Consider the following 25,454-nt stretch of genomic DNA (forward strand, 5'->3'; position numbering starts at 1 on the left):
TGCCGTGGGCCGGAGCACAGTCCTAGTGTCGGAGCGTGCCCACCTCTCCCGACCCGCTCGACCTGCACGCCCCGGAGTTCGTCGCGAACCCCTATCCCGCCTTCGCGCGGGCGCGTGCCGAGGCGCCGGTCCGGTGGCACGAGGGGCTGGGGATGTGGCTGGCCTTCACGCACGCGGAGTCCAACGCCGTGCTGCGCGATCGCCGGCTGGGGCGCATCTGGCGGGACAGGGAGCCGGCCGAGCGCTTCGACAGCTTCAACCTCATCCACCGCAACGCCATCCTGGAGATGGAGCCGCCGGACCACACCCGGCTGCGCCGGCTGATCACCAGCGCCTTCGCCCGCGGCCACGTGGAGCGGCTCCGCCCCTGGGTCGAGGAGCTGGCGGGCCGCCTGGCCGACCAGCTCGTCGAGCGCTCCGCGGGCAGCGAGCCGGTCGACCTGCTCACCGACATGGCCGAGCAGCTGCCGGTCGCGGTGATCGCGGAGCTCCTGGGCGTGCCGGAGTCCGACCGTCCGCTGCTGCGCCCGTGGTCCAACGCGATCGTGAAGATGTACGAGTACGACCGGCCGCGCGAGCGGGAGGACGCCGCCGAGCGCGCTGCGGCGGAGTTCGTCGCCTTCCTCCGGGAGCTGGCCGCCCAGCGGCGGGCCACCCCCGGTGAGGACCTGCTCAGCCACCTGGTGTCGGTGCGCGACTCCGACGGCGACCGGCTCACCGAGGACGAGCTGGTCACCACCTGCATCCTGCTGCTCAACGCCGGTCACGAGGCGACGGTGAACGTGAGCGGCAACGGCACGCTCGCCCTGCTGCGCCATCCCGAGCAGCTGCAGCTCCTGCGCGAGGACCGGTCGCTGCTGCCGGGCGCGATCGAGGAGCTGATGCGGTTCGACCCGCCGCTGCAGCTGTTCGAGCGCACCGCCACCGCCGACGTGGAGATCGGCGGTGTGACCGTCCCCGAGGGACAGAAGATCGCCGCGCTGCTCGGGGCCGCCAACCACGACCCCGCGGTCTTCGCCGCCCCGGACGCCCTCGACGTGACGCGCAGCGAGAACCCGCACATCTCCTTCGGCGCCGGCATCCACTTCTGCATCGGGGCGCCGCTGGCCCGGGTCGAGCTGCAGGCGACCTTCGGCGCGCTGCTCGACCGGACGTCGTCCATCGAGCTGGGGGGCGAGCCCGAACGGCGGCCCGAGTTCGTGATCCGCGGCCTGCGGACGCTGCCCGTCGTCCTCACCCGCTGACCGTGTCCCCGGTTCAGTGGAGCCGTGTCACCGGGGCGCCCGACACGCGCACCCAGCCTTCGTCGATCGCACGCACCCGTTCGTCCGGGTCGGGCGCCGGCCCCTCCCCGAACGTCACGACCACCGGCGAGTCGGCCACCACGTACAGGGGCTCGGCGTCCGCGTGCAGCTTCTGGGTGCGGAGGCTCAACGGCTCGGGGCCGAGGTCGAACAGCGCGGTGTAGCGGATCGGACCCCACATGAGGGTCACCTCGACGGGCTCCCGGGGGGTCTCAGACCCCTGCATGCGCACCCAGACGTCGCCGGTGTGGGTCTCGTTGTAGGTGTGGGTCCACCAGCGATCGGGCTCGCGGCGCAGTCGCCGCGAGATCGAGGCGGCTATGCCGTCCGCCCCCGACTCGTCCCAGGACGGGCACAGCAGGTCCTGGAGCAGAGGGTAACGCGCGAAGACGCGCTCACGGTCGGCGATCGCCACGGGGATCACCACCGTGTCGGACGACCCGATGTGCCGGTTCAGGGCCACGCCGAGCTCCTTGCTCGTCCACTGCCTCTGGAGGAAGGCGTCACTGAGCAGGAGGACGACGTAGCGCGCCTGCGCCAGCCCACGTCCGATGCTCTCCACCAGGCTGTCCCCGGGCTGGATCTGGGCCTCGTCGATCCACGCACTCACCATGCGCCGACGCAGGGCTTCGTGCAGCGGGCGGGCGTAGTGCTCCTTGTCCGGAGAGGCATGGCTGATGAAGACGTCGATCACGGGCACCATTCGCGCCTCCTGTGGGATCCCGGCTAGAAGGTGAGGGCGGTCACTGGCACGATGCCGCCATGCGCGGCTTGATGCAGGACTACCCCCTCACCGTCGACGCGATCTTCCGGCACGTCGAACAGCACTACGGCGACGGCACGATCGTCACCAACAACCCCGGTGGCGTCACCCGCGCCACGTACGCCGAGTGGGCGGAGCGGACCCGCAAGCTGGGCGGTGTCCTGGACACCCTCGGCATCAGCGCCGACGGCCGGGTCGGCACCTTCGGCTGGAACAGTCAGCGGCACCTGGAGCTGTACTTCGCCGCTCCCTGCACCGGTCGCGTGCTGCACACGCTCAACATCCGGCTCTTCCCCGAGCAGCTCACCTACATCGCCAACCACGCCGAGGACGAGGTCGTCTTCGCCGACCGCTCGGTCCTGCCGCTGCTGTGGCCGCTCATCGACACGATGACGACCGTGAAGCACGTCGTGATCATGGACGACGGGGGTGACAACGAGATCCCCGACGACCCGCGCGTGCTCGACTACGAGACCCTGCTGGCCGAGGCGCAGCCGGTCGACTTCCACGTCACGGACGAGAACTCGGCGGCCTCGATGTGCTACACGAGCGGGACGACGGGCAACCCGAAGGGCGTCGTCTACTCCCACCGCTCCACGTTCCTGCACACGATGGGCGTGATGCAGCGCAACGCCTTCGGGCTCGGGATCCAGGACGTCGCCATGCCGGTCGTGCCGATGTTCCACGCCAACGCCTGGGGCATCGCGCAGGCCGCCCCCGCCGCGGGCGCCTCGCTGGTCATGCCCGGCGCGATGATGCAGCCGGAGGCGATCGCCAAGCTCATCGTCGACGAGGGCGTCACCTTCACCGCCGGCGTCCCCACCATCTGGCAGGGCGTCCTCCCCCACCTGGCCGGCAAGCCGCACAAGCTCCGCGACATCGGCTGCGGCGGCTCGGCCGTGCCCAAGGCGCTCAGCGAGGCCTACCGCGAGCAGGTCGGCATCCCGATCCTGCAGGCCTGGGGCATGACCGAGACCCACCCGGTCGCCTCCTCCGGCGTGCTGCCGAAGCGCTTCCAGGACGCCGACGACGAGACCAAGGCCGCCCAGCGCGCCCGCGCCGGCATCCCGTTCCTGGGCGTCGAGGCCCGCATCGTCGACGCCGACACCCTGGAGCCGCAGGCCTGGGACGACCAGGCCACCGGCGAACTGCAGGTGCGCGGCCCGTGGTGCGCGAAGGACTACTACAACCCCGACGCCGGCGTGGAGCTCTCGACGGCCGACGGCTGGATGAAGACCGGCGACGTCGCGGCGATGGACGCCTACGGCTCGATCCGCATCGCCGACCGCACCAAGGACCTGATCAAGTCCGGCGGCGAGTGGATCAGCTCGGTCGACCTGGAGAACGCGATCCTGAGCCACCCGAAGGTGAAGGAGGCCGCGGTCGTCGGCATCCCGCACCCCAAGTGGGACGAGCGGCCGCTGGCCTGCGTCGTCCTCAAGGAGGGCGAGCAGGCGACGGAGGAGGAGATCCTCGACCACCTCAAGCCGCTGGTGGCCAAGTGGTGGATGCCCGACGCCGTCGAGTTCATCGACGAGGTGCCCAAGACCAGCGTCGGCAAGTTCTCGAAGAAGGACCTGCGCTCGAAGTTCGCGGAGTACCAGCTCAAGTCCTGACGAGGGGCGTTTTGTGCACTTTCCGCCCGGGCGGAAAGTGCACAAAACGCCCTGAGGTCAGCTCCCTGCGATGCTCCCGCGGCTGTCAGCGCACGAAGGGGGGCTGGCCGGTCTCGCTCACCAGGGGGCGGCCGGCCGCCTCCCACTCGCCCATGCCGCCGCCGACGTTCACCGCGTCGTAGCCGTTCTGGTTCAGCCACGCGGCCACGCGCGCCGAGCGTCCGCCGCCGCGGCAGACGACGTAGAGCGGGTCGGCCTCGGGCAGCTCGTCGAGCTTGGCGGGGACCTCGCCCATCGGGATGTGGGTCGCGCCGTCGATGTGGCCGTGCACCCACTCGTCGTCCTCGCGGACGTCGAGGACGACGGCGCCCTCGGGGAGCTCGGCGGCGGACACGGTCGGAACCTGCTGCGGCATCACGTCGTCCATCGTGGCACGCGCGCCCACCCGGCCCCCACTGCCAGGATGGGCGCGATGACCACGACCGCCCCGGTCCGCGAGCCGGCCTGGGACCTGCCGCGTGCCGCGATCCGGCTGTGGACCGCCGAGGGCGCGATCAGCACCACCCTGCTGTGGGTGGGCATCGGGACCTTCCTGCTGCTCGTGCCCGCGTCGGCCGGCGGGCCATTCCCGGTGCTGCGCTGGGCGCTGCCGGTGGCCGGCCTCCTGCACGCCGCGGTCGTCGTCGGCGTCCGACCGCGGTTGAAGCACCGGGTGTACCGCTGGGAGATCACCGCCGAGACCGCCTACACCCGTACCGGCTGGTTGACCCAGACGTGGACCCTGGTGCCGATCAGCCGCATCCAGACCGTCGACGTCACCCGCGGCGTGCTGCAGCAGATGTTCGGGCTCGCCACCGTCGCCGTCCTGACCGCCTCCAGCCAGGGCACCGTGCGGATCTGGCACCTCGAGCACGGCACGGCGCAACGCGTCGCCGACGACCTCGCCCGCCGCGCGGAGCTGGTCCGCGACCAGGCCACGTGACGCCCGCCCGCCGGACCTCCCCGCGGATCGTGCTGGTCCACACCGTCACCTTCCGCCAGGCGCGGCAGCTGGTGCCGGTCCTCATCCCCGCGCTGGCGGGGTTCGGCTTCGGCGGCGGGACGACGACGATCGTCGCGCTGGCCGTCGGCATCACGCTGCTCTCGCTGGCCGGGGCGGGCCTGTCCTGGTGGCGGTTCTCCTACGCCGACGGGCCGGGGGCGGTCGTGGTCACCCGCGGGCTGCTCGCGCGGGCCGTGCGCACGGTGCCCAACGACCGCATCCGCGGCGTCGAGATCGAGACGCCGGTGCTGCACCGCGCACTGGGCCTCGTGCGGGTGCGCATCGACGCCGCCGCCGGCGCCGCGGGCGAGGACGAGGAGGTGGTCGTCGACGGCGTTCCGCGCGCCGAGGGCGACCGGCTGCGCAGCGCCGTCCTCACCCACCGCGGAGCACCCGTCCCGGCAGCGGAGGATGACGTACCGCCGGCCGAGGAGGAGCTCTTCCGCTGGGACAACCGCTGGCTGCTCTACGCACCGCTGGTCGGCAGCTACCTGGCGCTGCCCGCGGCCGGTGTCGGGGCGCTGTCCCGGCTCGTCGAGGACCTCCCCGGCCATCCGCTCGAGGACCTGCTCGACCTGGACCTCCCACCGGGCTGGGTGCTGGTCGCCGGTGCGGTCGCCGGGACGCTGCTGCTCCTGGTCGCCGGATCGGTCATCGGGGCGGCGCTGGTCAACTGGGGTTTCCACCTCGTGCGGCGGGGCGGCTCGCTGGTCGCCGTCCGCGGGCTGCTCACCCGGCGGCACACCGAGCTGGAGATCGACCGGATCCGCGGGGTGAGCGTCTCGGAGGGCGTCGGCATGCGTCTGGTGGGCGCCGGCCGGGCCACCGCTCTGGTCACGGGGCTGGCCGACGCCGAGCGTCGCGGTCAGCTTCTGCCGCTGGGTCCGCGAGGGCAGGCCTGGGAGCTGGCGCACCGCCTGGTCGAGGACCCGGGCCCGCTCACGGGCCACCCGCCCGCGGCACGACGGCGGCGCGTGGTGCGGGCCGTGGTCCCGGGTGCGCTCCTCGTCGTCGGGGGCGTCGCGCTCGGCCTGCGGCTGGGCCACTGGGAGCTGCTGGTCGCCGGGCTGGTGGTCGCCGGACTCGGTGTCCTGCTCGGCCGCAGCCTCTACGGCGCCTTGGGGCACACGGCCGGTCCCGGTCGCTGAGCGTCCGCCGCGGCTGGCTGGTGCGCGAGCAGACCGTGCTCGAGCGCCGCGCCGTCATCGGCTGGCAGGTGCGGCAGTCGTGGTTCCAGCGCCGGGACGGCCTCGCCACCCTGACCGCCTGCGTCGGCGCGGGGACGGGGGGCTACGCGGCCGTCGACATGGCCGCCGCCGAGGTGGCCGCCTTCGCCGCGGCCGCGTCCGGCCCCTGGGCGAGCGCCCTGACACCTCCTGCGACCACTGCGGGTTGACCTGCTTGACCTGACCCGGTTGACCTGTTACCGTCCGCACCATGACCGAGCTGGCGCGCGCGCTGGACGAGGAGTTGTCCACGCGCGGGCTGCGGGCCTCCGACCTGGACTCCGCGGAGTACGCCTTCGCGCTGCTCGCCATCCAATCGCTGGTCGACCAGCTCGAGGGCCGAAAGGTTCCCTCCGAGGTCATCGCGTCGAAGCTCCGCGCGGACCCGCGCCTGGCAGATGTCGGCGAGGAGCGCCTGACTCGCGCCGGTTACCGGGCGATCCGCGACCAGCTCGTCCGAGCCTTCCCTGCGGGCGCGGCGCCCGTCCGGCCACAGCTGGAACTGTTCCTGACCGGCTCCCTCGCCCACGGCACCGAACTCCTCACCCCCGAGGACGTGGATGCGGTGGAGGAGTTCGTGACCGCCCGCCTGGCGAGGAGGGAGGCCCGCACCTCCTGGGAGCAGCACCTCGGCCCGTTGCTGAGCCACAGCCAGGTCCTGAAGCTCACCGGCTGGTCCAAGCAGGCCCTGAGCCAGGCCGTGCGCGAGCACCGGGTGCTGCGCCTCACCGGGAGCGGCCAGCAGCGCTTCTACCCCGCGGCCGGGTTCGACGACGCGACACCCGCACGGCCCCTGCCGGGGGCCAAGCGGCTGCTCGGCCTCTGGGCGGAGGCCGATCCGCAGGGCTGGACGACGGCCTCGTGGCTGACAACCCCCCAGGTGGAGCTCGAGCACCGCACGCCTCGCGAGGTCCTGCTCGCCGCCGGCACCGCACCGGAGGAGCTGCTCGCGCTGGCCGGGCAGGCGATCGACCGACTCGCCGCGTGACCGCACCCCGGGCCGTCGTCCACCTCCCCGAGCCACCGCCCGCGGACGAGCTGCGCGATGCATTTCCTGCCACCGTGTACCCCGCTGGTGCCCCACTCTTCCGCTCGCACGGGCACCGCCGTGGACCGTGGTGGTTCGCGGACAGCGGCCAGGGCCGTTTCGACTTCACCGCTCCCGACGGCACGTGCTACGTCGCCGAGGACGAAGTGATCACCCTGCTGGAGACCTACGGCGGGCTGTCGGTCGTGCCGGCCTACGAGACGGCGAAGCGGGACGCCTCCGAGCTCCGCCTGACCGAGGATGTGCGAGTCGCGGACCTGACGTCCAACCTGGCCGCCGGCTTCCGGGTGACCTCGGAGATCGCGACCACGACGGACTACCCCCTCACCCAGCGTTGGGCGGCGGCGCTCCGGGCCGCCGGGTACGAGGGGGTGCGCTACTGGGCCCGACACGACCTGGTGCACGAGCACGCCTGCGTGGCGTTGTTCGACCGCTCAGGGGACCAGGGCGCCGTCGGCCGCGCTCGCTACGACGTGACGTCCACGGTGCACCTCCCCCGTCGGCGCGACCTCCTCGATCGCCTGACCGCCGAGACCGGCATCGCCGTCCTGGGTCCGCCGTAGGGCCCGTGCTCCGCCGGCTCAGACCCGGACCAGGCCCGCGCCGGCCGCGCCCGCCGTGAGCTCGGGCAGCCCGAACGCCTGGACCGGGCCCAGAGCGCCGGAGCCCTGCACGCCGCGCTCGGCCGCCGTCGTCGCACCCCAGGCGAGCAGCGACGCGGTCAGCCCGTAGGCCTCGGGCCCGTCGACCTGGACCCGGCTGACCAGCGAGCCGCTGCGGTCGCGGACCTCGGCGACCGTGTGCGTGCGCGCATTCGCCAGGGTCTCCGCCGACGGCGCCTCACCCACCCGGCGGCCGACGACGTCGGCCAGCCGCTGGGTGACCCGGGGCGCGCCGGGAAGCCTGCCCAGCAGGCCGGTCACGGGGGCCAGCACGTGCGCCGGACGGGTCAGCGGCCCGAACCAGTCCAGGTGCACGCCGACCTCCTGCAGCGTCGGCGCCAGGCCGGGCAGCGTCAGGTGCTCGGAGCCGCCGACGGAGAGCCCGCGGCGGGTGCGGCCGTCCACCTGGAACTCCCACACCCGGCGGCCGGCGCCCTCCGTGGTGAGCCGCCCGCCGGTGAACGCGAAGCCCGGCTCGGTGAGCACCCCCATGAGCGAGACCAGCGTGCCGCGGGAGAACGCCTGCCCCGACGTCCCGGCCATGCTGTAGGCGACGTCGACGCGGTGCGCCCGTTCACCGGCCTCCTGCAGGGCCAGGGCGGCAGCCAGGTTGCCCGGCACGTAGTCGAGACCGAAGGCGGGGACCAGCGCCGCGCCGGTGTCGGCAGCCCGCCGGCCGGCGTCCTCGAACACCCGCCGCACGAAGGGCGGCTCGCCGGTGGAGTCGAGGTAGACGGCGCCGGCCTCCACGGCGGCGTCCACGGCCGCCTGGCCGAGCTGCAGGAACGGGCCGACCGTGGTGACGAGGACGTCACCCGGGCCGAGGAGCTCGCGGACGGAGCCGGGGTCGGTGACGTCGGCGCGCGCGGTCTCCACCCCACCCAGCCGCTCGGCGAGCGCGTCCAGCTTGGCGGTGTTCCGCCCGGCGAGGAGGGGCCGGGCGCCGGCGGCGACGAGCGCCTCCGCCGTGCGCGCGCCGGTGTAGCCGGTTGCTCCGAACAGGACGATCCGCGCGGTCATGCACCCGACCCTAGTGACCGCCCGGAAAAGGGGAGGCGAACCTTTCCTTCACGAGGTTGCCGGTCCGCCCTCCGGGTAGCGGGACGGCGATGCGACCCTGCGCCGTTCAGCCCGCCGGGCCACCGGCCTGCCGTCCGGCGCTGTCCCTGCCCAGGCCCACGCGCCCGGCCAGTGCCGCGGCCTCCACCCGCGTCGTCACGTCCAGCCGCCGGAGCAGGTGCGCGACCAGCCGCTTCGTCGTCCGCTCCGAGACGTGCAGCGTCGTGGCGATGTCCACGGTGCTCGTGCCGTCGGCGACCAGCCGCCACAGCCGCCGCTCGTCGGCGGTCAGGCGCTCGGCGATGCCGTCACCGGCCGGCGCGGCGTCGGCGAGCAGCTGCCGCAGCAGGGCCTCCGGGACGACCGACCACCCGTCGAGGACCGCCAGCAGCGGCTGCACCAGGTGCTCGGGGTCAGCTGTCTTCGGCAGGAACGCGGCCGCCCCGGCCCGCAGCGCCTCGATGGCGGCATCCGCCTCGGCCAGCCCGGACAGTGCCACCACCCGCACCATGGGATCGGCCCGCCGGATCGCCGCGACGGCCCTGGTGCCGCCGGGCGGCGGCATGTGCAGGTCCACGATCGCGACGTCGGCATGGTGGCGCCGCACCAGCGCGGCCGCCGCCGATGCGTCGTCCGTCGTCCCCACCACCCGTACCCGACCGCCGCTCAGCCCCGGCAGCAGCAGGGTCAGGCCCCGCGTGAACAAGGGGTGGTCGTCCACGACCACCACGTCCACCGGCGCCCCACGTTCAGCAGCGAGCGTGCCGTCGATCTCCGCCACTTCTCCCCTGTCGGCCGTCGTGCCCCGGCGCTGCTGACCAGGTCTCCGTGAGGAGGTGCCCGTGACCGTCGCTCCGGACGTTCCGACGTCGAAGCCCAGCCGCGGACTGCTCAACGATCTCGCCCGAGTGCTCCGCGCGCATCTCCCGCGTCCGCGGCGGGGCGGAACCGATCCTGAACCGCCCACTCCGGAGGACGCCGTCCTGCGCGCCCTCTGCCACGACATGCGCAGCCCCCTGGCCTCCCTGGAGGCGGTGCTGGGCACCCTGGACCGCGCGCCGGACGGAGGTGGCGAGCTCCTCGAGCTCGCCCGGGCGCAGACCGCGCACCTCTCCTCGATGCTGCGCACCGCCGACGCGACGGCCGGGGCCGCCCCCCGGGCCGGGACGCGGCTGCTGCGCGACGTCCTCCTGGCGGCGATCGCCTGCTCCGGGCTGCCGCGGAGCCGACTGGCGCTCGAGATCGCCGACGACGCCGGGGAGGTGCGGGTGGCCGACGCCCGGGTCGGCCGGATCGTCACCAACCTGCTGGAGAACGCGCACCGCCACGGCGGCGGCCGGCCGGTGGTGCTGCGGGCGACCCGAGCACCCGGCTCCGTGGCACTGGCACTGACCCAGGCCGGCGTCCCGGCCGACCGGGTGGTGGGCCACCTCAGCCGCACCGAGCCGCCACTGGACCTCAACGGTCTGGGCCTGTGGTCGGTGCGCCGGCAGGCCCGCGAACTGGGCGGCCGCATCCTCTGGGCCGGCGACAGCCACTCCTTCACGCTGACCGTGCAGCTCCCCGACCGCTGAACGTTGGCACCCGCGGGCCACCGCTCGGCACCGGCGGGCCACCGGGCAGGGGCATCTCCCTGGTGTCACCGCAGCAGCGGCGGCACGACAGCACGACCGACCGCCCTCAGGGAGCCCGCATGTTCACGCACACCCACGCCCTGCAGTACGAGGCGAAGCCCGACGGTCCCGACCCGGACTTCGCCCGCAAGATGCAGGAGGTCCTCGGTGGTCAGTGGGGCGAGATGACCGTCGCCACCCAGTACCTGCTGCAGGGCTGGAACTGCCGCCTGCCCGGCAAGTACAAGGACCTGCTCCTCGCGATCGGCACCGAGGAGCTCGCCCACGTCGAGATGATCGTGACGATGATCGACCGGCTGCTGGACCACATCCCGCTCAAGCCGGACGCCGCGGACCGGTCCAAGGAGGCGGCCGCCGGCTACGGGCAGCACAACCCGCAGCACCCGATCGTCAACGGCGCCGGCGCCTCGTACATGGACTCGATGGGCAACCCGTGGACCGGTGCCTACGTGACCGCCAGCGGCAACCTGTACGCCGACTTCATGTACAACGCCACCGCCGAGATGCAGGGCCGGCTGCAGGTCGCCCGGCTCTACAACATGACCGACGACCCGGGCGTGAAGGACATGCTCCGGTTCCTCATCACCCGCGACCACTACCACCAGCAGCAGTGGCTGGCCGCGCTCGAGGAGCTCAAGGCCGACGGCCTCGAGGGCGTCCCCGTCCCGGAGGCGTTCCCGCTGGAGGAGGAGGTCGGCGACCTCGGCTACGTCTTCATCGACGCCTCCGACGGTCCCGACGCCGCCGCCGGCCGCTGGGCGTCCGGTCCGTCGATCGATGGCCGCGGCACCTTCTCGGCCCGGCCCATCGAGGCGACCGCCGACGCGCCGATCCTGCCGCCGGGCGACCCGCGCCTGTTCCCGACGCCGCAGATGGAGGGGCAGTCCCTCCTGCAGAAGGCCAAGGACATGCTCACCTAGGCCCTCGCCCACTCCCTCGTCGTGCCGTCGCCGTGCCGGTGGCCGCCCTCCGCGGGTGAGCCACCGGCCCGGCGGGCCACGCCTCTCGAAAGGCCGAACCGCCGTGCACCCGAACCGGGCCCTGCGCCTGCCCCATCCGACGCCCGCCGCGGCGTTGCTCTCCCTGGTCCACGCCGCCGCGATCGCGGTCGCCGTGGCGAACCCGGGCCGCCCCACGATCGCCGGCATCGTCGTCCTCGCCGGTCTCACCGCCCGGTGGCTGCTGCGGCACCGCCGATCGGTCGCGGCCGCGGACGTCGTCGTCCTCACCCCTGAAGCCGCTCCCGCAGCCGCTGCCTGAGACCGGCCCACCACCGCGACACCACCGCGTCACCGCGACGACCGCCGCGCTGCACCGCGGCGGTGACCGCTGCACCGTGGCGGCCGCCGGACGCGCAGGGGCCCACCCCCCGAGGTACGAGGAGTGGGCCCCAGGCGTTCGGGTCCTCCTAGTGCTCGACGGCCTTCTCCGCGCCGATGCCGGTCAGGGACCGCACCTCGAGCTCGGCGTTCTTGAGCTGGTCGGGCTTCTCCTTCGACAGCTTGCTGCCCAACCAGCCGAGGAGGAACGACAGCGGGATGGACACCAGGCCCGGGTTGTTCAGCGGGAACCAGTGGAAGTCCACGTCCTGGAACAGCGACGTGCTCTTCCCGGTCGTCGCGTTGAGCGGTCCGCCGGAGACCACCGGCGAGAACGCGATCAGGACGAGGCAGGTGATCAGGCCGCCGTAGATCGACCACAGCGCACCCTGGGTGGTGAACCTCTTCCAGAACAGGGTGTAGATGATCGTGGGCAGGTTGGCCGACGCCGCGATGGCGAAGGCCAGGGCCACCAGGAACGCGATGTTCAGGCCCGCCTGCAGGGCCAGGATGCCCAGGCCGATCGCGACCGCGCCGATGACCACCGCGGTCACCCGGGCGACCTTCACCTCGCCGTTGCCGCTGACCTGGCCCTTCTTGATCACCGAGGCGTAGACGTCGTGCGCGAACGACGCCGACGCGGTGATGGTCAGGCCTGCTACGACGGCGAGGATCGTGGCGAACGCGACGCCCGCGATGATGCCCAGCAGCACGGTGCCACCCAGCTCGAAGGCCAGGAGCGGCGCCGCCGCGTTGACCGCGCCCGGGGCCCCGAGGATCCGCTCGGGGCCGACCAGCGCACCGGCCCCGTAGCCGATCACCAGGCTGAAAAGGTAGAAGATGCCGATCAGCCAGATGGCCCAGACCACCGAGCGGCGCGCGTCCTTCGCCGTGGGCACGGTGTAGAAGCGCATCAGCACGTGCGGCAGACCGGCCGTGCCGAGCACCAGCGCCAGGCCGAGGGACACGAAGTCGAGCTTCGAGGTCTCCGTCAGGCCGTACTGGGCACCGGGCGCGGCGACGTCCCGGCCCTCGACGGCGAGGTCCTGCGCGCCGCCGATCAGCGAGGACAGGTTGAAGCCGTACTTGCCGAGCACCCACACGGTCATGACCAGCGCGCCGACGATGAGCAGCGAGGCCTTGATGATCTGCACGTAGGTGGTGCCGCGCATGCCGCCGACCAGCACGTAGAAGATCATCAGCGCGCCCACGATCGTCACGACGATCGCCTGCGCCGCCTCGCCGGTGACCCCGAGCAGCAGGGTGACCAGTCCGCCGGCCCCGGCCATCTGGGCCAGCAGGTAGAAGAGCGAGACGACGAGCGTCGAGAGCGCGGCCGCCATGCGCACCGGCCGCTGGCGCATCCGGAAGGCCAGGACGTCGGCCATCGTGAACCGCGCCGTGTTCCGCATGAGCTCGGCGACGAGCAGGAGCGCGACGAGCCAGGCGACCAGGAAGCCGATCGAGTAGAGGAAACCGTCGTAGCCGTAGACGGCGATGGCCCCGGCGATGCCCAGGAACGAGGCGGCCGAGAGGTAGTCGCCGGCGATCGCCAGGCCGTTCTGCGTGCCGCTGATGTTGCGGCCGGCCGCGTAGTAGTCCGCGGCGCTCTTGTTGCTGCGGCTGGCCCGGAACGTGATGGCCAGGGTGATCAGCACGAACACCCCGAAGATCGAGATGTTGATGGTCGGGTTGCCGATCGTGCTGTCGGCGGCGATCAGGTCAGGCACGGGTGGCCCCTCCGGTGGACTCGTGGGCCGTGGTCCCGGCGCCGGGCGCGAAGTCGTGCCGCTCGAGCCGCTCCCGCATCTCGTCGGCGATGGGGTCGGTGCGCCGGCCGGCGTGGGCGACGTAGAGGTGCGTGATCACGAAGGTGGAGAGGAACTGCCCCAGGCCGAGCAGGAGCCCGAGGTTGACGTTGCCGAACACCTCGGTGGACATGAAGTCCGGCGCGTAGGTGGAGAGCAGGACGTAGAGCAGGTACCAGGCCAGGAACGCGAAGGTCATCGGGAAGGCGAACCGGCGGAACCGGTTCTTCAGCTCGGCGAACTCCGGGGAGTTCTGCGCCTCGAGGTACTCCTCGGGCGTCAGCGCACGCCGGTCGGGGGGTGGGGTCACGCGGGCCTCCACAGGGGTCAGGGTGTGGTCCGCGTCACTGTATGGGTTACCAGTGGGTACGAGGTCACGAGCGGAACAAGGTTTGCCACGACCGGTCGCAGCCCGTAACACGAGCGGAACCGCGCCCTGGTGCAGTGCCTCATGGACGCCTCCCTCACCTGGTTCCCGGTGGCCCGCACGGCCGACGTGACGACGACGCCGGTCGCCGTCGGGGCCGGCGGTCGGGCCTACGTCGTCGTCCGGCTGCCCCCCCGCGGCGAGGTGACGGCGTTCCCGGCCCGGTGCCCGCACCGGCTGGTGCCGCTGGCCGCGGGCCGGGTCGAGGGCGGTCGGCTGGTGTGCCCGGCCCACGGCTGGCGGTTCGACGGCGAGGGCCGGTGCACGCAGGTGCCCTCGATGGGCGACGACGGCTGCCCGCCGCCGCGGGCCGACCTCCGGAGGCCCTGGGCGGTGGAGGAGCGGCACGGCTGGGTCTGGCTGGCACCGGAGCCGACGACGACGCTCCCGCCCCGCCCGGTCTCCACGCCGCGCCCCGAGCCGACCCCGGAGCCGCCGGTTCCGACCGGGCCCGTCTTCGACAACCTCGCACCGGCGCTCGCGCACGCCTGGCACCCGGTCCTGCTGAGCCGGGAGCTCCGCCGTGGCGGCTGGTCGCAGGTGCGGCTGCTCGGTTGCACGTGGAACCTCAGCCGGGCGGCCGACGGTTCGCTCGCCGTGGAGCCCGCGGCGTTCGGGCTGCGGGAGCGGCTCGGCCTGATCTGGCTCGCCCCCGCCGAGCCGGCCGATGCCCCGCTGGAGGTACCCGAGCTGGCCGACCGCCGGTTCGTGGCGGGGTGGCTGCCGCCGGTGCGCTCCCCCGGGCCCGCCGGCCCGCTCGCCGACACCTTCCTCGACGCGACGCACGGGCCCTTCGTGCACGCCGCCACCATCGGCGCGGCCGACCGCGCGCGGGTGGACCCCGGCGAGCTGCAGCGTGAGCCGGGCGGGTTCCGCAGCGTGCAGGAGCAGTGGGTGGAGAACCCGCTCGATCCGGAGGTCGCGACCGGAGGCCGGCCGCTGCGCCAGCGGCGCCGCACCACCTACACCTACCGGGTCCCGTTCCGCCTGCGCCTGCGGCAGGAGTTCCTCGACTCCGGCGCGGCGACGACGCTGCTCTACCTGCTGCAGCCCGAGGACCTCGACTCCACACGGGTCTACACCTGCCTGCTGGTCTCCGACGGGCCGGGCCGGCCGCTCCCCACCCCCGCCCGGATGGCCGAGCAGGTCGCCCTGCAGCGCCGGATCCTCGCGGAGGACGTGCGCTCCCAGGAGACCCTCGCCGTGCCCGGTCTCCCCCTGGACCCGCGGGACGAGGTGCACGTGCCGGCCGATCGGCTGGGCGTCGCGCTGCGCGAGGCGCTCTGCGACTTCCTCGTGGCAGGTCGCACCCGGCGGACGGCCGCCTGAGCGGGATCACTCCCCCGGCAGCTGCTCTCCACAGGCCGGGCACGTGGTCGGCGGATCCTCGTCGGCGACGCGCCCGCAGGCCGGGCACACGCGGCGGAGCATGCAGGCGGGGTCGCCGCCCTCGTCGTCGGGCGCGGGAAGGGTCACGACCCCGTCCTACCCTCCACCCGCAGGAGGACGCACATCTCCCCCTGCGGGACGACGAGATCCGGCGCGGTTCTGCCTAGGGTCGGCAGTGTGGACCGCCCCCTCGACCGCCTGCCCGAGTGGACGCGGCAGCACCCGTTCGCCGTCGACGCGGCGTTCGCGGGCGCGACCTGGTTCCTCGCCGTCCTGCTGCCGCTGGAGGCCTACGCGCAGCACCAGTCCAGCATCTTCGTCGTCGGCACGCTGCTGACCGTCCCGCTGGCCTGGCGCCGGCGGGCGCCGGTCCCGGCCGCCTCGGTGGTGGTCGCGGCCGGCCTCCTCGAGCTGGTGGCGGCCCCCGACTTCCTCGCCGCGAACGTCGCCGTCCTCATGACGATCTACGCGCTGGCCGCCTACGCACCCCGGTGGGCAGCGCAGACCGGTCTCGTGATCGGGCTGCTCGGCGCCGTCCTGGCCGCCGTGCGCTTCTTCGGCTACGACGTCACCTCGTCGGTCGTCCCGACGGCGCTGGCCATCGGGGTCTCGGTCGTGGCGGCCTGGTCGCTCGGCAACCTGCGGCGGGCCCGGCTGCAGCGGCTGGCCGCTTTGGAGGAACGGGCCCAGCTGCTGGAACTGGAACGCGACCAGGAGATGCGGCTGGCGGCGACGGCGGAACGGGCGCGCATCGCCCGCGAGATGCACGACGTCGTCGCGCACTCCCTGTCGGTCGTCATCGCCCAGGCCGACGGCGGGCGCTATGCCGGGAAGACCGACCCCCAGGCGGCCACCGACGCGCTGGAGGCGATCGCCGCGACCGGCCGGCAGGCGCTCACCGACATGCGGGCCCTGCTCGGCGTCCTCCGCGAGGGCGGCGGCGAGGAGTACGCACCGCAACCGGACGTGGCGGCGATCCCGGTGCTGGTCGACGACGTCCGGGCCAGCGGGCTCGACGTCGACCTGATCGTCGAGGGCGATGCCCGGGCGTTGCCCGCCGGCCCCCAGCTGGCCGCCTACCGGATCGTGCAGGAGTCGCTCACCAACGTGCTGAAGCACGCCGGGCCGGCCTCGCGCGCCTGGGTGCGCCTGCAGTGGCGGCCCGACGCCCTGGAGCTGTCGGTGCTGGACGACGGGCGCGGCGCCGCTGCGGTGGAGTCCGACGGCCAGGGTCAGGGTGTGCGCGGCATGCGCGAGCGGGCCTGGCTGCACGGCGGGCGGCTGGAGGCGGGGCCGCGGCCCGGCGGCGGGTTCGGCGTGCACGCCGCACTGCCCTACGGTTCGAGCCGATGAGCGAGCCGATCCGGGTGGTCCTGGTCGACGACCAGCAGATGGTGCGGGCCGGGTTCCGCATGGTCATCGACTCCCAGCCCGACCTGACCGTCGTGGGCGAGGCCGGCGACGGCGGCACGGCGGTCGAGCTGCTGGCACGCACCCGTGCCGACGTCGTCCTCATGGACGTCCGCATGCCGGGCACCGACGGGATCGAGGCGACCCGCCAGGTCACCGCGCTGCCCGAGCCGCCGAAGGTCGTCGTCCTCACCACGTTCGACCTGGACGAGTACGTGGTGGCCGCCATCGGCGCCGGCGCCAGCGGGTTCCTGCTCAAGGACGCCGCGCCCGAGGAGATGCTCGGCGCGATCCGCACCGTGCACGCCGGCGACTCGGTCATCGCGGCCAGCTCCACCCGCCGCCTGCTGCAGCACGTGGCCCCGATGCTCCGCGGAGCGGCGGTCGCGACCGGCCCGGGCGACGACCGCGCTCTGACCGAGCTCACCCCCCGGGAGCGCGAGGTGCTCGAGCAGATGGCGCTCGGGGCCTCCAACAGCGAGATCGCCGCGCACTTGTTCGTGAGCGAGGCGACGGTGAAGACGCACGTGGGCCGCGTGCTGGCCAAGACCGGGTCGCGCGACCGGGTGCAGGCCGTCGTCCTGGCCTACCGGACGGGCCTCGTGGCACCGGCCGACCTCCTCCGGGACGCGTAGCTCAGGGGCCGCCGGCTCATCCCGGCCGAACCGGGGAGCCCGTCATCCAGACCAGCTACGCGCCGTAGGCCGCCGAGCGGGCCGCAGCCACCTGCGCGGCGGTCGGCAGCTCCGGGGGCAGCGGCCAGTCCGACGCGAGGGCCGACCCGACCGCCGCCGGCATCGCCACCAGCCAGGCGCAGAAGATCGCGGAGAGGCCCACGACCCGCCGGAGCTCCTGTCGCTCGGCCGTGCGCTCGACGTCCACGGCCGTTCCGTCCACCCGCGCCTCCCCGCTCCGTCCCGAGCATGACAGCCGGTCCACCCGCAGGGGGACCGCGACGTGCCGGAAGACCGGTCCCTGCTCCGACGCGAGCGCAGGGCCCGTGGCGAGAGCGTGGGCGTCGTCCCCGACACCCCGTCCCCGGAGGTCCGCAGTGCCCGTCCCCGTCATGACCGTCCCCGGCGAACCGCCGGCCGCACGCGCCGGTGCGGCCGTCCGCGCCGCCGGGCTCCGCAAGACCTACGGCCGGGGTGAGACCGCGGTCCACGCCCTCGCCGGGGTCGACGTCACGTTCGCCCGCGGCGGCTTCACCGCGATCATGGGGCCGTCGGGCTCCGGCAAGTCCACGCTCATGCACTGCCTCGCCGGCCTCGACACGGCGACCGCCGGCTCCGTCTGGCTGGGCGACACCGAGCTGACCGCCCTGCGGGACGACGAGCTGACCGCGCTGCGCCGCCAGCGGATCGGTTTCGTCTTCCAGGCGTTCAACCTGCTGCCGGTGCTGCCCGCGCGGGAGAACATCGTGCTGCCGATGCAGTTGGCCGGTCAGCGCCCCGACCCCGCCTGGTTCGACGACGTCGTCGCCCGCCTGGGGCTGCGCGAGCGGCTCGGCCACCGGCCGCACGAGCTCTCCGGCGGCCAGCAGCAGCGGGTGGCCATCGCGCGCGCCCTGCTCCCCCGCCCCGACGTCGTCTTCGCCGACGAGCCCACCGGCAACCTCGACTCCCGCGCCGGCGCCGAGGTGCTCGGCCTGCTGCGCTCCAGCGTCCGGGAGACCGGCCAGACCGTCGTCATGGTCACCCACGACCCGTCGGCCGCCGCCTACGCCGACCGCGTGGTGCTGCTGGCCGACGGCCGTCTCGCCGGTGAGCTGACCGAGCCCACCGCCGAGTCCGTGCTCGACGCGCTGCGCGGGCTGGGGGCCTGACCGCCATGCGCACCGTCCTGCTCGCCCAGCTGCGCACGCACGCCGCGCGGCTGATCGCCTCCACCCTGGCCGTGGTCATCGCGGTCGCGTTCGTGGTGGCCACGCTCGTGCTCCTGCAGACCTCCCGCGCCACCGTGCTCGACGCCGTCGCCGCCCGCTACGTCGACACCGCCGCGGTCGTCACCTCCGAGTCCTCGCTGTCCGACCGGGTCGACGACGTCGCCGCGCTGTCCTCCGTGGCCGCGGTCGCGCCGGCCCTGGAGACCTCGGTGCAGGCGAACGTGCCCGGCCGGACCGGCTCGCAGTTCCTGCTCGTCCAGTCCGTCGCCGACGCGTCCGCGCTCCGCTGGCAGCAGCTCGCCGCGGGCCGGTTGCCCAGCGGCCCCGGGCAGGTCGCCGTCAGCGACCGCGCCCGAGCGGCTCTCAACGACGTCCTGACCGTCACCCTCGTCGACGCCGAGGGCCGGGAGTCGACGGCGCAGGCCACCGTCACCGGCATCGTCGACCTGCACGGCGACCCGGAGGCCGGCCTCTTCGGACGCGCCTTCGTGACCGAGCAGCAGGCCCGCGACTGGGGCGCCACCGATCCGACGGAGCTGCGGATCGCCGCAGCGCCGGGCGTCCCCGACGAGCAGGTGCGCACCGACGTCGCCACCGCGTTGCGCGGCACCGACGTGACGGTGCGGACCGGCACCGCACAGGCGGAGCACGCCGCCGCCGAGCTGATGGGCAACGCCACGGCGCTCGCCGCGGTGCTGCTGGTCTTCGCGACGGTCGCCGTCGTCGTGGCCGGGCTGGTCATCGCCAACACGTTCGCGGTGCTGCTCGCGCAGCGGACCCGGGAGCTGGCGCTGCTGCGCTGCGTCGGCGCCACCTCGCGGCAGGTTCGCCGCAGCGTGCTGGGCGAGGCCGCCGTGACCGGGCTGGTCTCCTCCCTCGCCGGCGTCGCCGTCGGCATCGGGCTGGCAGCCGGGGTCTCGGCCCTGGTGGGCGAGGATTCCGCGATCCCGCTCGCGGGGGTGTCCGTCCCGCCGTACGCGGTGCTCGCCGGGCTGGTGCTCGGCACCGGCGTGACCGTCCTGGCCGCCCTCGCCCCGGCCCGGGCCGCCACCCGGGTAGCTCCGCTGGCGGCGCTGCGCCCGCTGGACCCGGCCCCGCTGCGCTCCCGCCCGGGGGTCCTGCGCCTCGTGCTCGGCCTGCTGATGGTGGGAGCGGGCGTCGTGCTGCTCGCGGCGGGCGTGGTCATGCCCTCGCTGCTGGTCGCGCTGCCCGGCGGGGTGCTCAGCTTCCTCGGCGTCGTCCTGCTCGCGCAGCGCGCCGTCCCGCCGGTGGTCGCGGCCGCCGGGCGGCTGGCCGGACGGACCGGCGTCCCCGCCCGGCTCGCCGCCGGCAACGCCCTCCGCAACCCTCGGCGGACGGCGGCCACGGCGACGGCGCTGCTCATCGGCGTCACGCTGACCAGCGCCTTCGTGGTCGGGGCCGCCTCGACCCGGGCGACCGCCCAGGGCGAGCTGGACGCCGAGTTCCCCAGCGACGTCGTGGTCGAGGGGTGGGAGATGCCCGGTTCGCTGCTGGCGTCCCTGTCCCGGCTGGAGGGCGTGGACGGCGGCACCACCCTCCGCGCCGCCGACGTCCTGGGCCCCGACGGGCAGCCGGCGACCGTCCTCGGTGTCGACGCCGACCAGGCGACCTCGTTGCTGCGGTCGACCGCCGAGCTGGCCCTCCCGCGGCCCGGCGAGGTCCTCGTGCCGGAGTGGCAGGCCGAGACCTACGGGGTGACCGCCGGGGACCGGCTCCCGCTCGCCGACGGGGGACGGACCCTCGACCTCGCCGTCCGCGTCGTCGACCAGGACATGCCGCTGCTCGTGGCCGCGTCCGACCTGGAGCAGCTGGCACCGGAGGCCGGCATCGCCCAGGTGTGGCTGCGGCTGGCCGATGCCGAGCCCGAGGCGCAGGTCGACGCGGTGGACCGGGTGACCGACGTGGTGGCCGAGGCCGACCCCTCGGCGCGGGTCACCGGGATGATCACGCTCCGGCAGCAGCTGGACGAGATCCTGGACCTGATGCTGCTGGTGGTGACCGGGCTGCTGGCCGTCGCGGTGGTGATCGCGGTGATCGGTGTCGGCAACACGCTGGCGCTGTCGGTGGTCGAGCGGCGGCAGGAGAACGGGTTGCTGCGGGCCCTGGGGCTCACCCGCGGGCAGCTGCGCGGGTTGCTCGCCTGGGAGGCGGCGCTGGTCGCGGGCGTGGCCGCGGTGCTCGGCGTCCTGCTCGGTGGGGCGTACGGGCTGATCGGGGCGGCCTCCGTGCTGGGGAGCGCCGGGACGATCGTGCTCGCGGTGCCGTGGCTGCAGATCGGGCTGATCGTCGTCGTCGCCACCGCCGCGGGGCTGCTCGCCTCGGTCCTGCCCGCCCGGCGCGCCGCCCGCACCGCCCCCGTGGCCGCCATCACGGCCTAATGGTGATCAGGTCTCCTGATCGTTCCGGGTCCTCCCTCACGGTCGACCGTGAGGGAGGACCCAGTGTGACCAGGTCACCTGATCATCCCGGCCCCGGCGGGACGGCGTCGTCCGGTTCACAGCGGCGGACGGCGCCGGACCTGGGAGACTGGAACCGTGCCGTCCCGATCTCTGCGCCGCGCCGCCGTCGCCACCGTCCTCGCCGGCCCGGTGGGCTTCGTGACCGCCGCCGCCTGGGGCCTGCCGAAGGCCCTCGGAGCGCACCGCCGCCGGCTCCGCCGCGTGGTCGCCGGCTCCCCGCACTTCTCCGACGGCAAGTTCCACAACCGGCTCCCGACGCCGGCCCTCTCCCCGGCCAACACCCGCGACGGCCTGCTCCGGCAGTGGCACGAGGAGCGGCACGTCGGCCTGCCGGGCGGACCGATCCCGCTGGCGAGCGCCGAGATCCCGGCGGACGCCGCGGCCCTCGCGGTCACCTGGTTCGGCCACGCCAGCGCCCTGCTGGAGGTCGACGGCCGGCGGGTCCTGCTCGACCCCGTGTGGGGCTACCGCGTCTCGCCGTCCCCCGTCTTCGGCCCGACGCGGCTGCACGAGCCGCCGATGGCGCTGGAGGACCTCCCCCCGGTCGACGCCGTCGTCATCTCCCACGACCACTACGACCACCTCGACCTGCCCACCGTGCAGACGCTGCTGCGCACGCAGAGCGCGCCGTGGGTGGTTCCGCTCGGCATCGGTGAGCACCTGCGCAAGTGGGGCGTTCCGGAGGAGCGGATCGTCGAGCTGGACTGGGACGACGCGCACCGGGTCGGGGAGCTGACCCTCACCTGCACCGAGGCCCGGCACTTCTCCGGCCGCTACTTCTACCGCGACACCACTCTGTGGGCGTCCTGGGTGATCACCGGTCCGGAGCACCGGGTCTTCTTCGGCGGCGACACCGGCTACACCCCCGCGTTCGCCGAGATCGGCGCCCGGCTGGGCCCGTTCGACCTCACGCTGCTGCCGATCGGCGCCTACAACGACGCGTGGCATGCCATCCACATGGACCCGGAGGAGGCGGTGCGGGCGCACGGCGACCTCGGTGGTCGGGTCCTGCTGCCGATCCACTGGGCCACGTTCAACCTCGCGTTCCACCGGTGGGCCGAGCCCGTGCAGCGGCTGCTGGCCGCCGCCGCGCCCCGGGGCGTCGAGGTGGTGGTCCCGCGGCCGGGCGAGCGGATCGACGTGCTGGCGCCGACGCCGCTGCAGGACTGGTGGTCGGCCGTCGGCTCGGCCGCACCGCAGGACGGTCAGGACGCGGGCGTCGGCTCCTCGGTCCTCGCGCGGACGCTCACCCGGCTGCTCTCGCTGCTCCCGGGCTGACCTGCGCCGACTGGCAGGAACGACGCGGTATCCGGCATTCCTGCCACTCGAGAAGAGGGCCGTACGCGCCGATGCTTGGTGCAGCGGCACGGTGCCGCTGAACGGACTTCCTCCGGGAGGACGCCATGACCCGCACGCCCCACACCTCCAGGGTCCGCCGTTGGATCCACCGCCCGCACCCGAGTCGCTGGCTGGCCGACACCCGGGACACCGACTACTCGACCGCCCGGCTCATGGACGGCACCACCAGGCGCTGACCCCGCTCAGCGGAGGAGCTTGGACATCCGCCGGTCGGCCAGCGGTTTCCCCCCGGTCTGGCAGGTGGGGCAGTACTGCAGCGAGGTGTCGGCGAAGCTGACCTCGCGAACGGTGTCCCCGCACACCGGGCACGGGAGCCCGGTGCGGGCGTGCACCTGCAGCCCGGAACGCTTCTCGCCCTTCATCGTCGCCGCCTTCTGGCCGCGCTGGCGCTCCAGGGCCCCGGTGAGGGTCGCCCGCATCGCGTCGTAGAGGCGGACCAGTTCGTCCTCGCTCAGCTTGTCGGCCATCTTGAACGGCGAGAGCCGCGCGGCGTGCAGGATCTCGTCGGAATAGGCGTTGCCGATGCCCGCGATCAGCGTCTGGTCGGTGAGGGCGCCCTTGAGCTGGCCGCTGCGGCCGGCGAGGAGGCGGGCGAAGTCCTCCCGCTCGACCAGCAGCGCGTCGGGTCCGAGCCGGGCGATGCCGGGCACCTCGGCCGGCGAGCGGACGACGTAGACCGCCAGGCCCTTGCGGGTGCCCTGCTCGGTGAGGTCGAACCCGTTCCCGTCGTCGAGGTGCACGCGCAGGGCGAGCGGCCCCTTTCCCGGCTTCGGCGGGGCGGTCGGCAGGTTCTCCCGCCAGTGCAGCCAGCCGGCCCGTGCCAGGTGGACGACCAGGTGGATCCCGGAGACGTCCAGGTCGAGGAACTTGCCGTGGCGCCCGGCACCGGTGATCTCCAGGCCGGCGAGCGCGCTCAGCGGCGGGTCGAAGGTCTTGATCGCCTGGACGGCGGCCAGGTCGGCACGGGCCAGCACGCGGCCGGCGGCGTTCTCGCGGAGGAACCCCGCCAGCGCCTCCACCTCGGGCAACTCGGGCATCCGACCATGATCCCTGCCGACGGGCGGATCCGCCGTCCCCCATCGGGCGGTTTGTGCACGAAACGCCCGGGAGGTTCGTGCACGAAACGCCCGGGAGGCGCGGGCGTGGGCCGATGCCTAGGGTCGGCCGGGTGCCCACCGCGCTGCTCTGGTTTCGGCGGGACCTGCGCCTGCGCGACCACCCGGCGCTGCTGGCCGCCCGTGAGGCCGCCGGACCGGACGGCGACGTCCTCCCGGTGTTCGTGTTCGACGACCGGCTGTGGGGCCCCTCGGGCGAACCCCGCCGGCGCTTCCTGCTCGACTGCCTCGCCGCTCTCGACGCCGACCTGGACGGCGCTCTGGTGCTGCGGCACGGGGATCCGGCGCGTGTCATCCCCGACCTGGTCCGCCAGACGGGGGCGACGTCGGTGCACGTCAGCGCGGATGCCGGCCCTTACGGCCGGCGTCGCGACGAGGCGGTGGAGCGGGCGCTGGACGGGACGCCGTTCGAGCGCACCGGCTCGCCCTACGCGGTCACTCCCGGTCGGGTGACCAAGGCCGACGGGACGCCGTTCCGCGTCTACTCCCCCTTCGCGCGGGCCTGGCAGCAGCACGGCTGGCGCGCCCCGGCACCGACGCCGGGCCGTGTCCGCTGGCGGACCGGTGTGCGCTCCGAACCCCCACCCGCCGCCGCAGAGGTCGACGCCACGGTGCCCGCGGCCGGCGAGAGCGCCGCGCACGCTGCCTGGGAGCGCTTCCGGGACGAGCGGCTGCTCGAGTACGCCGAGGGGCGCAACGCTCCCGGCGGCAGCGGGACCAGCCGCATGTCGGCCTACCTGAAGTACGGCTGCATCCATCCCCGCACGCTGCTGGCCGATCTGGCGGCGGCCGAGCAGACCGAGTCGGTGCGCCGCTACACCGCGGAGCTGGCCTGGCGGGACTTCTACGCCGACGTGCTGTGGCACCGCCCGGAGTCAGCACGTGAGTACCTGCGCCCCGAGCTGCAGGCCATGGGCTACGACTCGGGCCCGCATGCCGAGGAGCTGCTCGAGGCGTGGAAGGCCGGCCGCACCGGTTTCCCGATCGTCGACGCCGGGATGCGGCAGCTGCGGGGCGAGGCGTACGTGCACAACCGGGTGCGGATGATCGTCGCGTCGTTCCTGGTCAAGGACCTGCACCAGGAGTGGACCGTCGGCGCCCGGTACTTCATGCAGCACCTGGTCGACGGCGACCTGGCGAGCAACAACCACGGCTGGCAGTGGGTCGCCGGGACGGGCACCGACGCCGCGCCCTACTACCGCGTCTTCAACCCCGTGACCCAGGGGAAGAAGTTCGACCCGGACGGCGCCTACGTGAAGCGGTGGTTGCCGGAGCTGCGGGACGTCGACCCGCGGTACGTGCACGAGCCGTGGGCGGCCCCGGGCGGGGTGCCGTCCGGGTATCCCGAACCGGTCGTCGACCACGCGCACGAGCGCCGGGTCGCCCTGGAGCGCTACGCCCGGGTCCGTTCCGGCTGAGCGTCACGCGCGCAGCGTCGGCGCGGCACGCACCGGATCCCGCCCCTCCGCCGGCGAGGCGGCCAGGCGCCGCGCCCACGCCGTCAGTCCCGCTACGTCCACCCCGTGCGGACGACGCTCGGCGTACGGCGCCACGTTCTCCGCGCCCCGCTGCAGCAGCGTGGCCGCTCCCGGGTCGTTCCCTCGCGCCGCGTGCGTCAGCCCGACCGCGAGCTGGGCCAGCCCCCGCCACAACTGCCGCTCCTCGTCGGGGGCGGTCTTCCAGGCGTCCTCGAGGACCTCGTGCGCGTGGAACGGCCGGCCGGCGTCCAGCAGCGTCTGCGCCTCCGCCAGCGCCACGTCGGGCGCGCGGACGATCCCCTCGGGGGCGCGCTCCTCGCCGGCGGCGTCCCGGGGGAGCGGACGTCCGAGCGCGTCGCGGGGACGCGCGTTGCGCGCCCTGCCCGCGGCGTCGCGGTCCCGGTCGGTCACCCGGCCATCGTGCCGCTGC

General features: G+C 74.2%; 28 protein-coding genes. 18 read left to right on the forward strand and 10 right to left on the reverse strand.

Going from position 1 to position 25,454, the window contains the following annotated elements; genetic code table 11:
- The first annotated feature begins 35 nt into the window (after positions 1–35).
- Positions 36–1,244 (forward strand): cytochrome P450, encoded by a 1,209-nt coding sequence (locus DQ237_RS10875; RefSeq protein WP_113799998.1) that lies wholly within the window; start codon positions 36–38, stop codon positions 1,242–1,244.
- A 13-nt stretch (positions 1,245–1,257) separates the two neighbouring features.
- Here DQ237_RS10875 and DQ237_RS10880 read toward each other — a convergent pair whose 3' ends face one another.
- On the reverse strand, positions 1,258–2,007 hold the full coding sequence (locus DQ237_RS10880; protein WP_113800000.1) for a toll/interleukin-1 receptor domain-containing protein: 750 nt from the start codon (positions 2,005–2,007) through the stop codon (positions 1,258–1,260).
- Positions 2,008–2,066: 59 nt separating this feature from the next.
- On the opposite strand from DQ237_RS10880, the gene DQ237_RS10885 reads away from it, so the two are divergent.
- A complete protein-coding gene (locus DQ237_RS10885; protein ID WP_113800002.1) occupies positions 2,067–3,683 on the forward strand; it encodes a long-chain fatty acid--CoA ligase in 1,617 nt (538 codons plus the stop codon).
- An 85-nt stretch (positions 3,684–3,768) separates the two neighbouring features.
- Here the strand turns inward: DQ237_RS10885 and DQ237_RS10890 are convergent, their stop codons facing one another.
- Positions 3,769–4,098: a rhodanese-like domain-containing protein gene (locus DQ237_RS10890; RefSeq protein WP_240619564.1), complete on the reverse strand. Its 330-nt coding sequence runs from the start codon at positions 4,096–4,098 to the stop codon at positions 3,769–3,771.
- Between the two features lie 57 nt (positions 4,099–4,155).
- Between DQ237_RS10890 and DQ237_RS10895 the strand changes: the two genes are divergently transcribed.
- Genes DQ237_RS10895 through DQ237_RS10910 form a run of 5 tightly spaced genes read left to right on the forward strand, consistent with a single transcriptional unit; the run spans position 4,156 to position 7,562 of the window.
- Complete coding sequence (locus DQ237_RS10895) at positions 4,156–4,665, forward strand: PH domain-containing protein (RefSeq protein WP_113800004.1); 510 nt, start codon at positions 4,156–4,158, stop codon at positions 4,663–4,665.
- Positions 4,662–5,873 carry a PH domain-containing protein gene (locus tag DQ237_RS10900; RefSeq protein WP_240619565.1) on the forward strand — a complete coding sequence of 404 codons (1,212 nt, stop codon included), beginning with the start codon at positions 4,662–4,664 and terminating at the stop codon, positions 5,871–5,873. Before DQ237_RS10895 ends, DQ237_RS10900 begins: the two co-directional genes overlap by 4 nt.
- Before the next feature lie 20 nt (positions 5,874–5,893).
- Positions 5,894–6,121 carry a PH domain-containing protein gene (locus tag DQ237_RS20200; RefSeq protein WP_240619566.1) on the forward strand — a complete coding sequence of 76 codons (228 nt, stop codon included), beginning with the start codon at positions 5,894–5,896 and terminating at the stop codon, positions 6,119–6,121.
- 41 nt (positions 6,122–6,162) lie between these two features.
- A complete protein-coding gene (locus tag DQ237_RS19920) occupies positions 6,163–6,939 on the forward strand; it encodes a hypothetical protein (protein WP_205730161.1) in 777 nt (258 codons plus the stop codon).
- Positions 6,936–7,562 carry an RES family NAD+ phosphorylase gene (locus tag DQ237_RS10910; protein ID WP_113800006.1) on the forward strand — a complete coding sequence of 209 codons (627 nt, stop codon included), beginning with the start codon at positions 6,936–6,938 and terminating at the stop codon, positions 7,560–7,562. The genes DQ237_RS19920 and DQ237_RS10910 overlap by 4 nt, the downstream gene beginning before the upstream one ends.
- A gap of 18 nt (positions 7,563–7,580) precedes the next feature.
- Here the strand turns inward: DQ237_RS10910 and DQ237_RS10915 are convergent, their stop codons facing one another.
- Together DQ237_RS10915 and DQ237_RS10920 are read right to left on the reverse strand one after the other, a co-directional pair.
- Entirely contained in the window at positions 7,581–8,681 is a 1,101-nt protein-coding gene (locus DQ237_RS10915) for a trans-acting enoyl reductase family protein (protein WP_113800008.1), read from the reverse strand.
- 106 nt (positions 8,682–8,787) lie between these two features.
- A complete protein-coding gene (locus DQ237_RS10920; protein ID WP_240619567.1) occupies positions 8,788–9,501 on the reverse strand; it encodes a response regulator transcription factor in 714 nt (237 codons plus the stop codon).
- A 61-nt stretch (positions 9,502–9,562) separates the two neighbouring features.
- On the opposite strand from DQ237_RS10920, the gene DQ237_RS10925 reads away from it, so the two are divergent.
- The 3 genes from DQ237_RS10925 (at position 9,563) to DQ237_RS10935 (ending at position 11,614) form a co-directional block, all read left to right on the forward strand.
- Entirely contained in the window at positions 9,563–10,294 is a 732-nt protein-coding gene (locus DQ237_RS10925; RefSeq protein ID WP_113800010.1) for a sensor histidine kinase KdpD, read from the forward strand.
- Between the two features lie 119 nt (positions 10,295–10,413).
- Positions 10,414–11,274 (forward strand): manganese catalase family protein, encoded by an 861-nt coding sequence (locus DQ237_RS10930; protein WP_113800012.1) that lies wholly within the window; start codon positions 10,414–10,416, stop codon positions 11,272–11,274.
- A gap of 103 nt (positions 11,275–11,377) precedes the next feature.
- Positions 11,378–11,614, forward strand: a complete 237-nt coding sequence (locus DQ237_RS10935) for a hypothetical protein (RefSeq protein ID WP_240619568.1) — start codon at positions 11,378–11,380, stop codon at positions 11,612–11,614.
- A 148-nt stretch (positions 11,615–11,762) separates the two neighbouring features.
- Here the strand turns inward: DQ237_RS10935 and DQ237_RS10940 are convergent, their stop codons facing one another.
- Together DQ237_RS10940 and DQ237_RS10945 are read right to left on the reverse strand one after the other, a co-directional pair.
- A complete protein-coding gene (locus DQ237_RS10940; protein ID WP_113800014.1) occupies positions 11,763–13,403 on the reverse strand; it encodes a cation acetate symporter in 1,641 nt (546 codons plus the stop codon).
- Complete coding sequence (locus tag DQ237_RS10945) at positions 13,396–13,791, reverse strand: DUF485 domain-containing protein (RefSeq protein WP_113800135.1); 396 nt, start codon at positions 13,789–13,791, stop codon at positions 13,396–13,398. The genes DQ237_RS10940 and DQ237_RS10945 overlap by 8 nt, the downstream gene beginning before the upstream one ends.
- A 141-nt stretch (positions 13,792–13,932) precedes the next feature.
- Here DQ237_RS10945 and DQ237_RS10950 point away from each other — a divergent pair, with 141 nt between their 5' ends.
- Entirely contained in the window at positions 13,933–15,237 is a 1,305-nt protein-coding gene (locus DQ237_RS10950) for a Rieske 2Fe-2S domain-containing protein (protein ID WP_113800016.1), read from the forward strand.
- 6 nt (positions 15,238–15,243) lie between these two features.
- Here the strand turns inward: DQ237_RS10950 and DQ237_RS19725 are convergent, their stop codons facing one another.
- A complete protein-coding gene (locus DQ237_RS19725; RefSeq protein WP_166509574.1) occupies positions 15,244–15,384 on the reverse strand; it encodes a hypothetical protein in 141 nt (46 codons plus the stop codon).
- A 90-nt stretch (positions 15,385–15,474) separates the two neighbouring features.
- On the opposite strand from DQ237_RS19725, the gene DQ237_RS10955 reads away from it, so the two are divergent.
- Together DQ237_RS10955 and DQ237_RS10960 are read left to right on the forward strand one after the other, a co-directional pair.
- A complete protein-coding gene (locus DQ237_RS10955) occupies positions 15,475–16,650 on the forward strand; it encodes a sensor histidine kinase (RefSeq protein ID WP_113800018.1) in 1,176 nt (391 codons plus the stop codon).
- On the forward strand, positions 16,647–17,342 hold the full coding sequence (locus DQ237_RS10960) for a response regulator transcription factor (RefSeq protein WP_113800020.1): 696 nt from the start codon (positions 16,647–16,649) through the stop codon (positions 17,340–17,342). Before DQ237_RS10955 ends, DQ237_RS10960 begins: the two co-directional genes overlap by 4 nt.
- A 55-nt stretch (positions 17,343–17,397) precedes the next feature.
- On the opposite strand, the gene DQ237_RS19430 is transcribed toward DQ237_RS10960, so the two are convergent.
- On the reverse strand, positions 17,398–17,604 hold the full coding sequence (locus tag DQ237_RS19430; RefSeq protein WP_147251782.1) for a hypothetical protein: 207 nt from the start codon (positions 17,602–17,604) through the stop codon (positions 17,398–17,400).
- A 169-nt stretch (positions 17,605–17,773) separates the two neighbouring features.
- Here DQ237_RS19430 and DQ237_RS10970 point away from each other — a divergent pair, with 169 nt between their 5' ends.
- The 4 genes from DQ237_RS10970 to DQ237_RS20425 all read left to right on the forward strand — a co-directional run bounded on the left by DQ237_RS10970 (position 17,774) and on the right by DQ237_RS20425 (position 22,607).
- Positions 17,774–18,532, forward strand: coding sequence for an ABC transporter ATP-binding protein (locus DQ237_RS10970; RefSeq protein ID WP_113800024.1), 759 nt, complete (start codon positions 17,774–17,776; stop codon positions 18,530–18,532).
- Between the two features lie 5 nt (positions 18,533–18,537).
- Complete coding sequence (locus DQ237_RS10975; protein WP_113800026.1) at positions 18,538–20,991, forward strand: FtsX-like permease family protein; 2,454 nt, start codon at positions 18,538–18,540, stop codon at positions 20,989–20,991.
- Positions 20,992–21,147: 156 nt separating this feature from the next.
- Complete coding sequence (locus tag DQ237_RS10980; protein WP_113800028.1) at positions 21,148–22,350, forward strand: MBL fold metallo-hydrolase; 1,203 nt, start codon at positions 21,148–21,150, stop codon at positions 22,348–22,350.
- A gap of 125 nt (positions 22,351–22,475) precedes the next feature.
- Positions 22,476–22,607, forward strand: coding sequence for a hypothetical protein (locus DQ237_RS20425; RefSeq protein WP_255411540.1), 132 nt, complete (start codon positions 22,476–22,478; stop codon positions 22,605–22,607).
- 6 nt (positions 22,608–22,613) lie between these two features.
- On the opposite strand, the gene DQ237_RS10985 is transcribed toward DQ237_RS20425, so the two are convergent.
- On the reverse strand, positions 22,614–23,468 hold the full coding sequence (locus DQ237_RS10985; RefSeq protein ID WP_113800030.1) for an Fpg/Nei family DNA glycosylase: 855 nt from the start codon (positions 23,466–23,468) through the stop codon (positions 22,614–22,616).
- Between the two features lie 131 nt (positions 23,469–23,599).
- Between DQ237_RS10985 and DQ237_RS10990 the strand changes: the two genes are divergently transcribed.
- Positions 23,600–24,964 carry a deoxyribodipyrimidine photo-lyase gene (locus DQ237_RS10990; RefSeq protein ID WP_205730162.1) on the forward strand — a complete coding sequence of 455 codons (1,365 nt, stop codon included), beginning with the start codon at positions 23,600–23,602 and terminating at the stop codon, positions 24,962–24,964.
- Positions 24,965–24,967: 3 nt separating this feature from the next.
- On the opposite strand, the gene DQ237_RS10995 is transcribed toward DQ237_RS10990, so the two are convergent.
- Positions 24,968–25,435 (reverse strand): DUF309 domain-containing protein, encoded by a 468-nt coding sequence (locus tag DQ237_RS10995; RefSeq protein WP_113800033.1) that lies wholly within the window; start codon positions 25,433–25,435, stop codon positions 24,968–24,970.
- Positions 25,436–25,454: the final 19 nt, after the last annotated feature.

The sequence above is a fragment of the Blastococcus sp. TF02-8 genome, assembly GCF_003319175.1.
Lineage (GTDB): Bacteria > Actinomycetota > Actinomycetes > Mycobacteriales > Geodermatophilaceae > Blastococcus.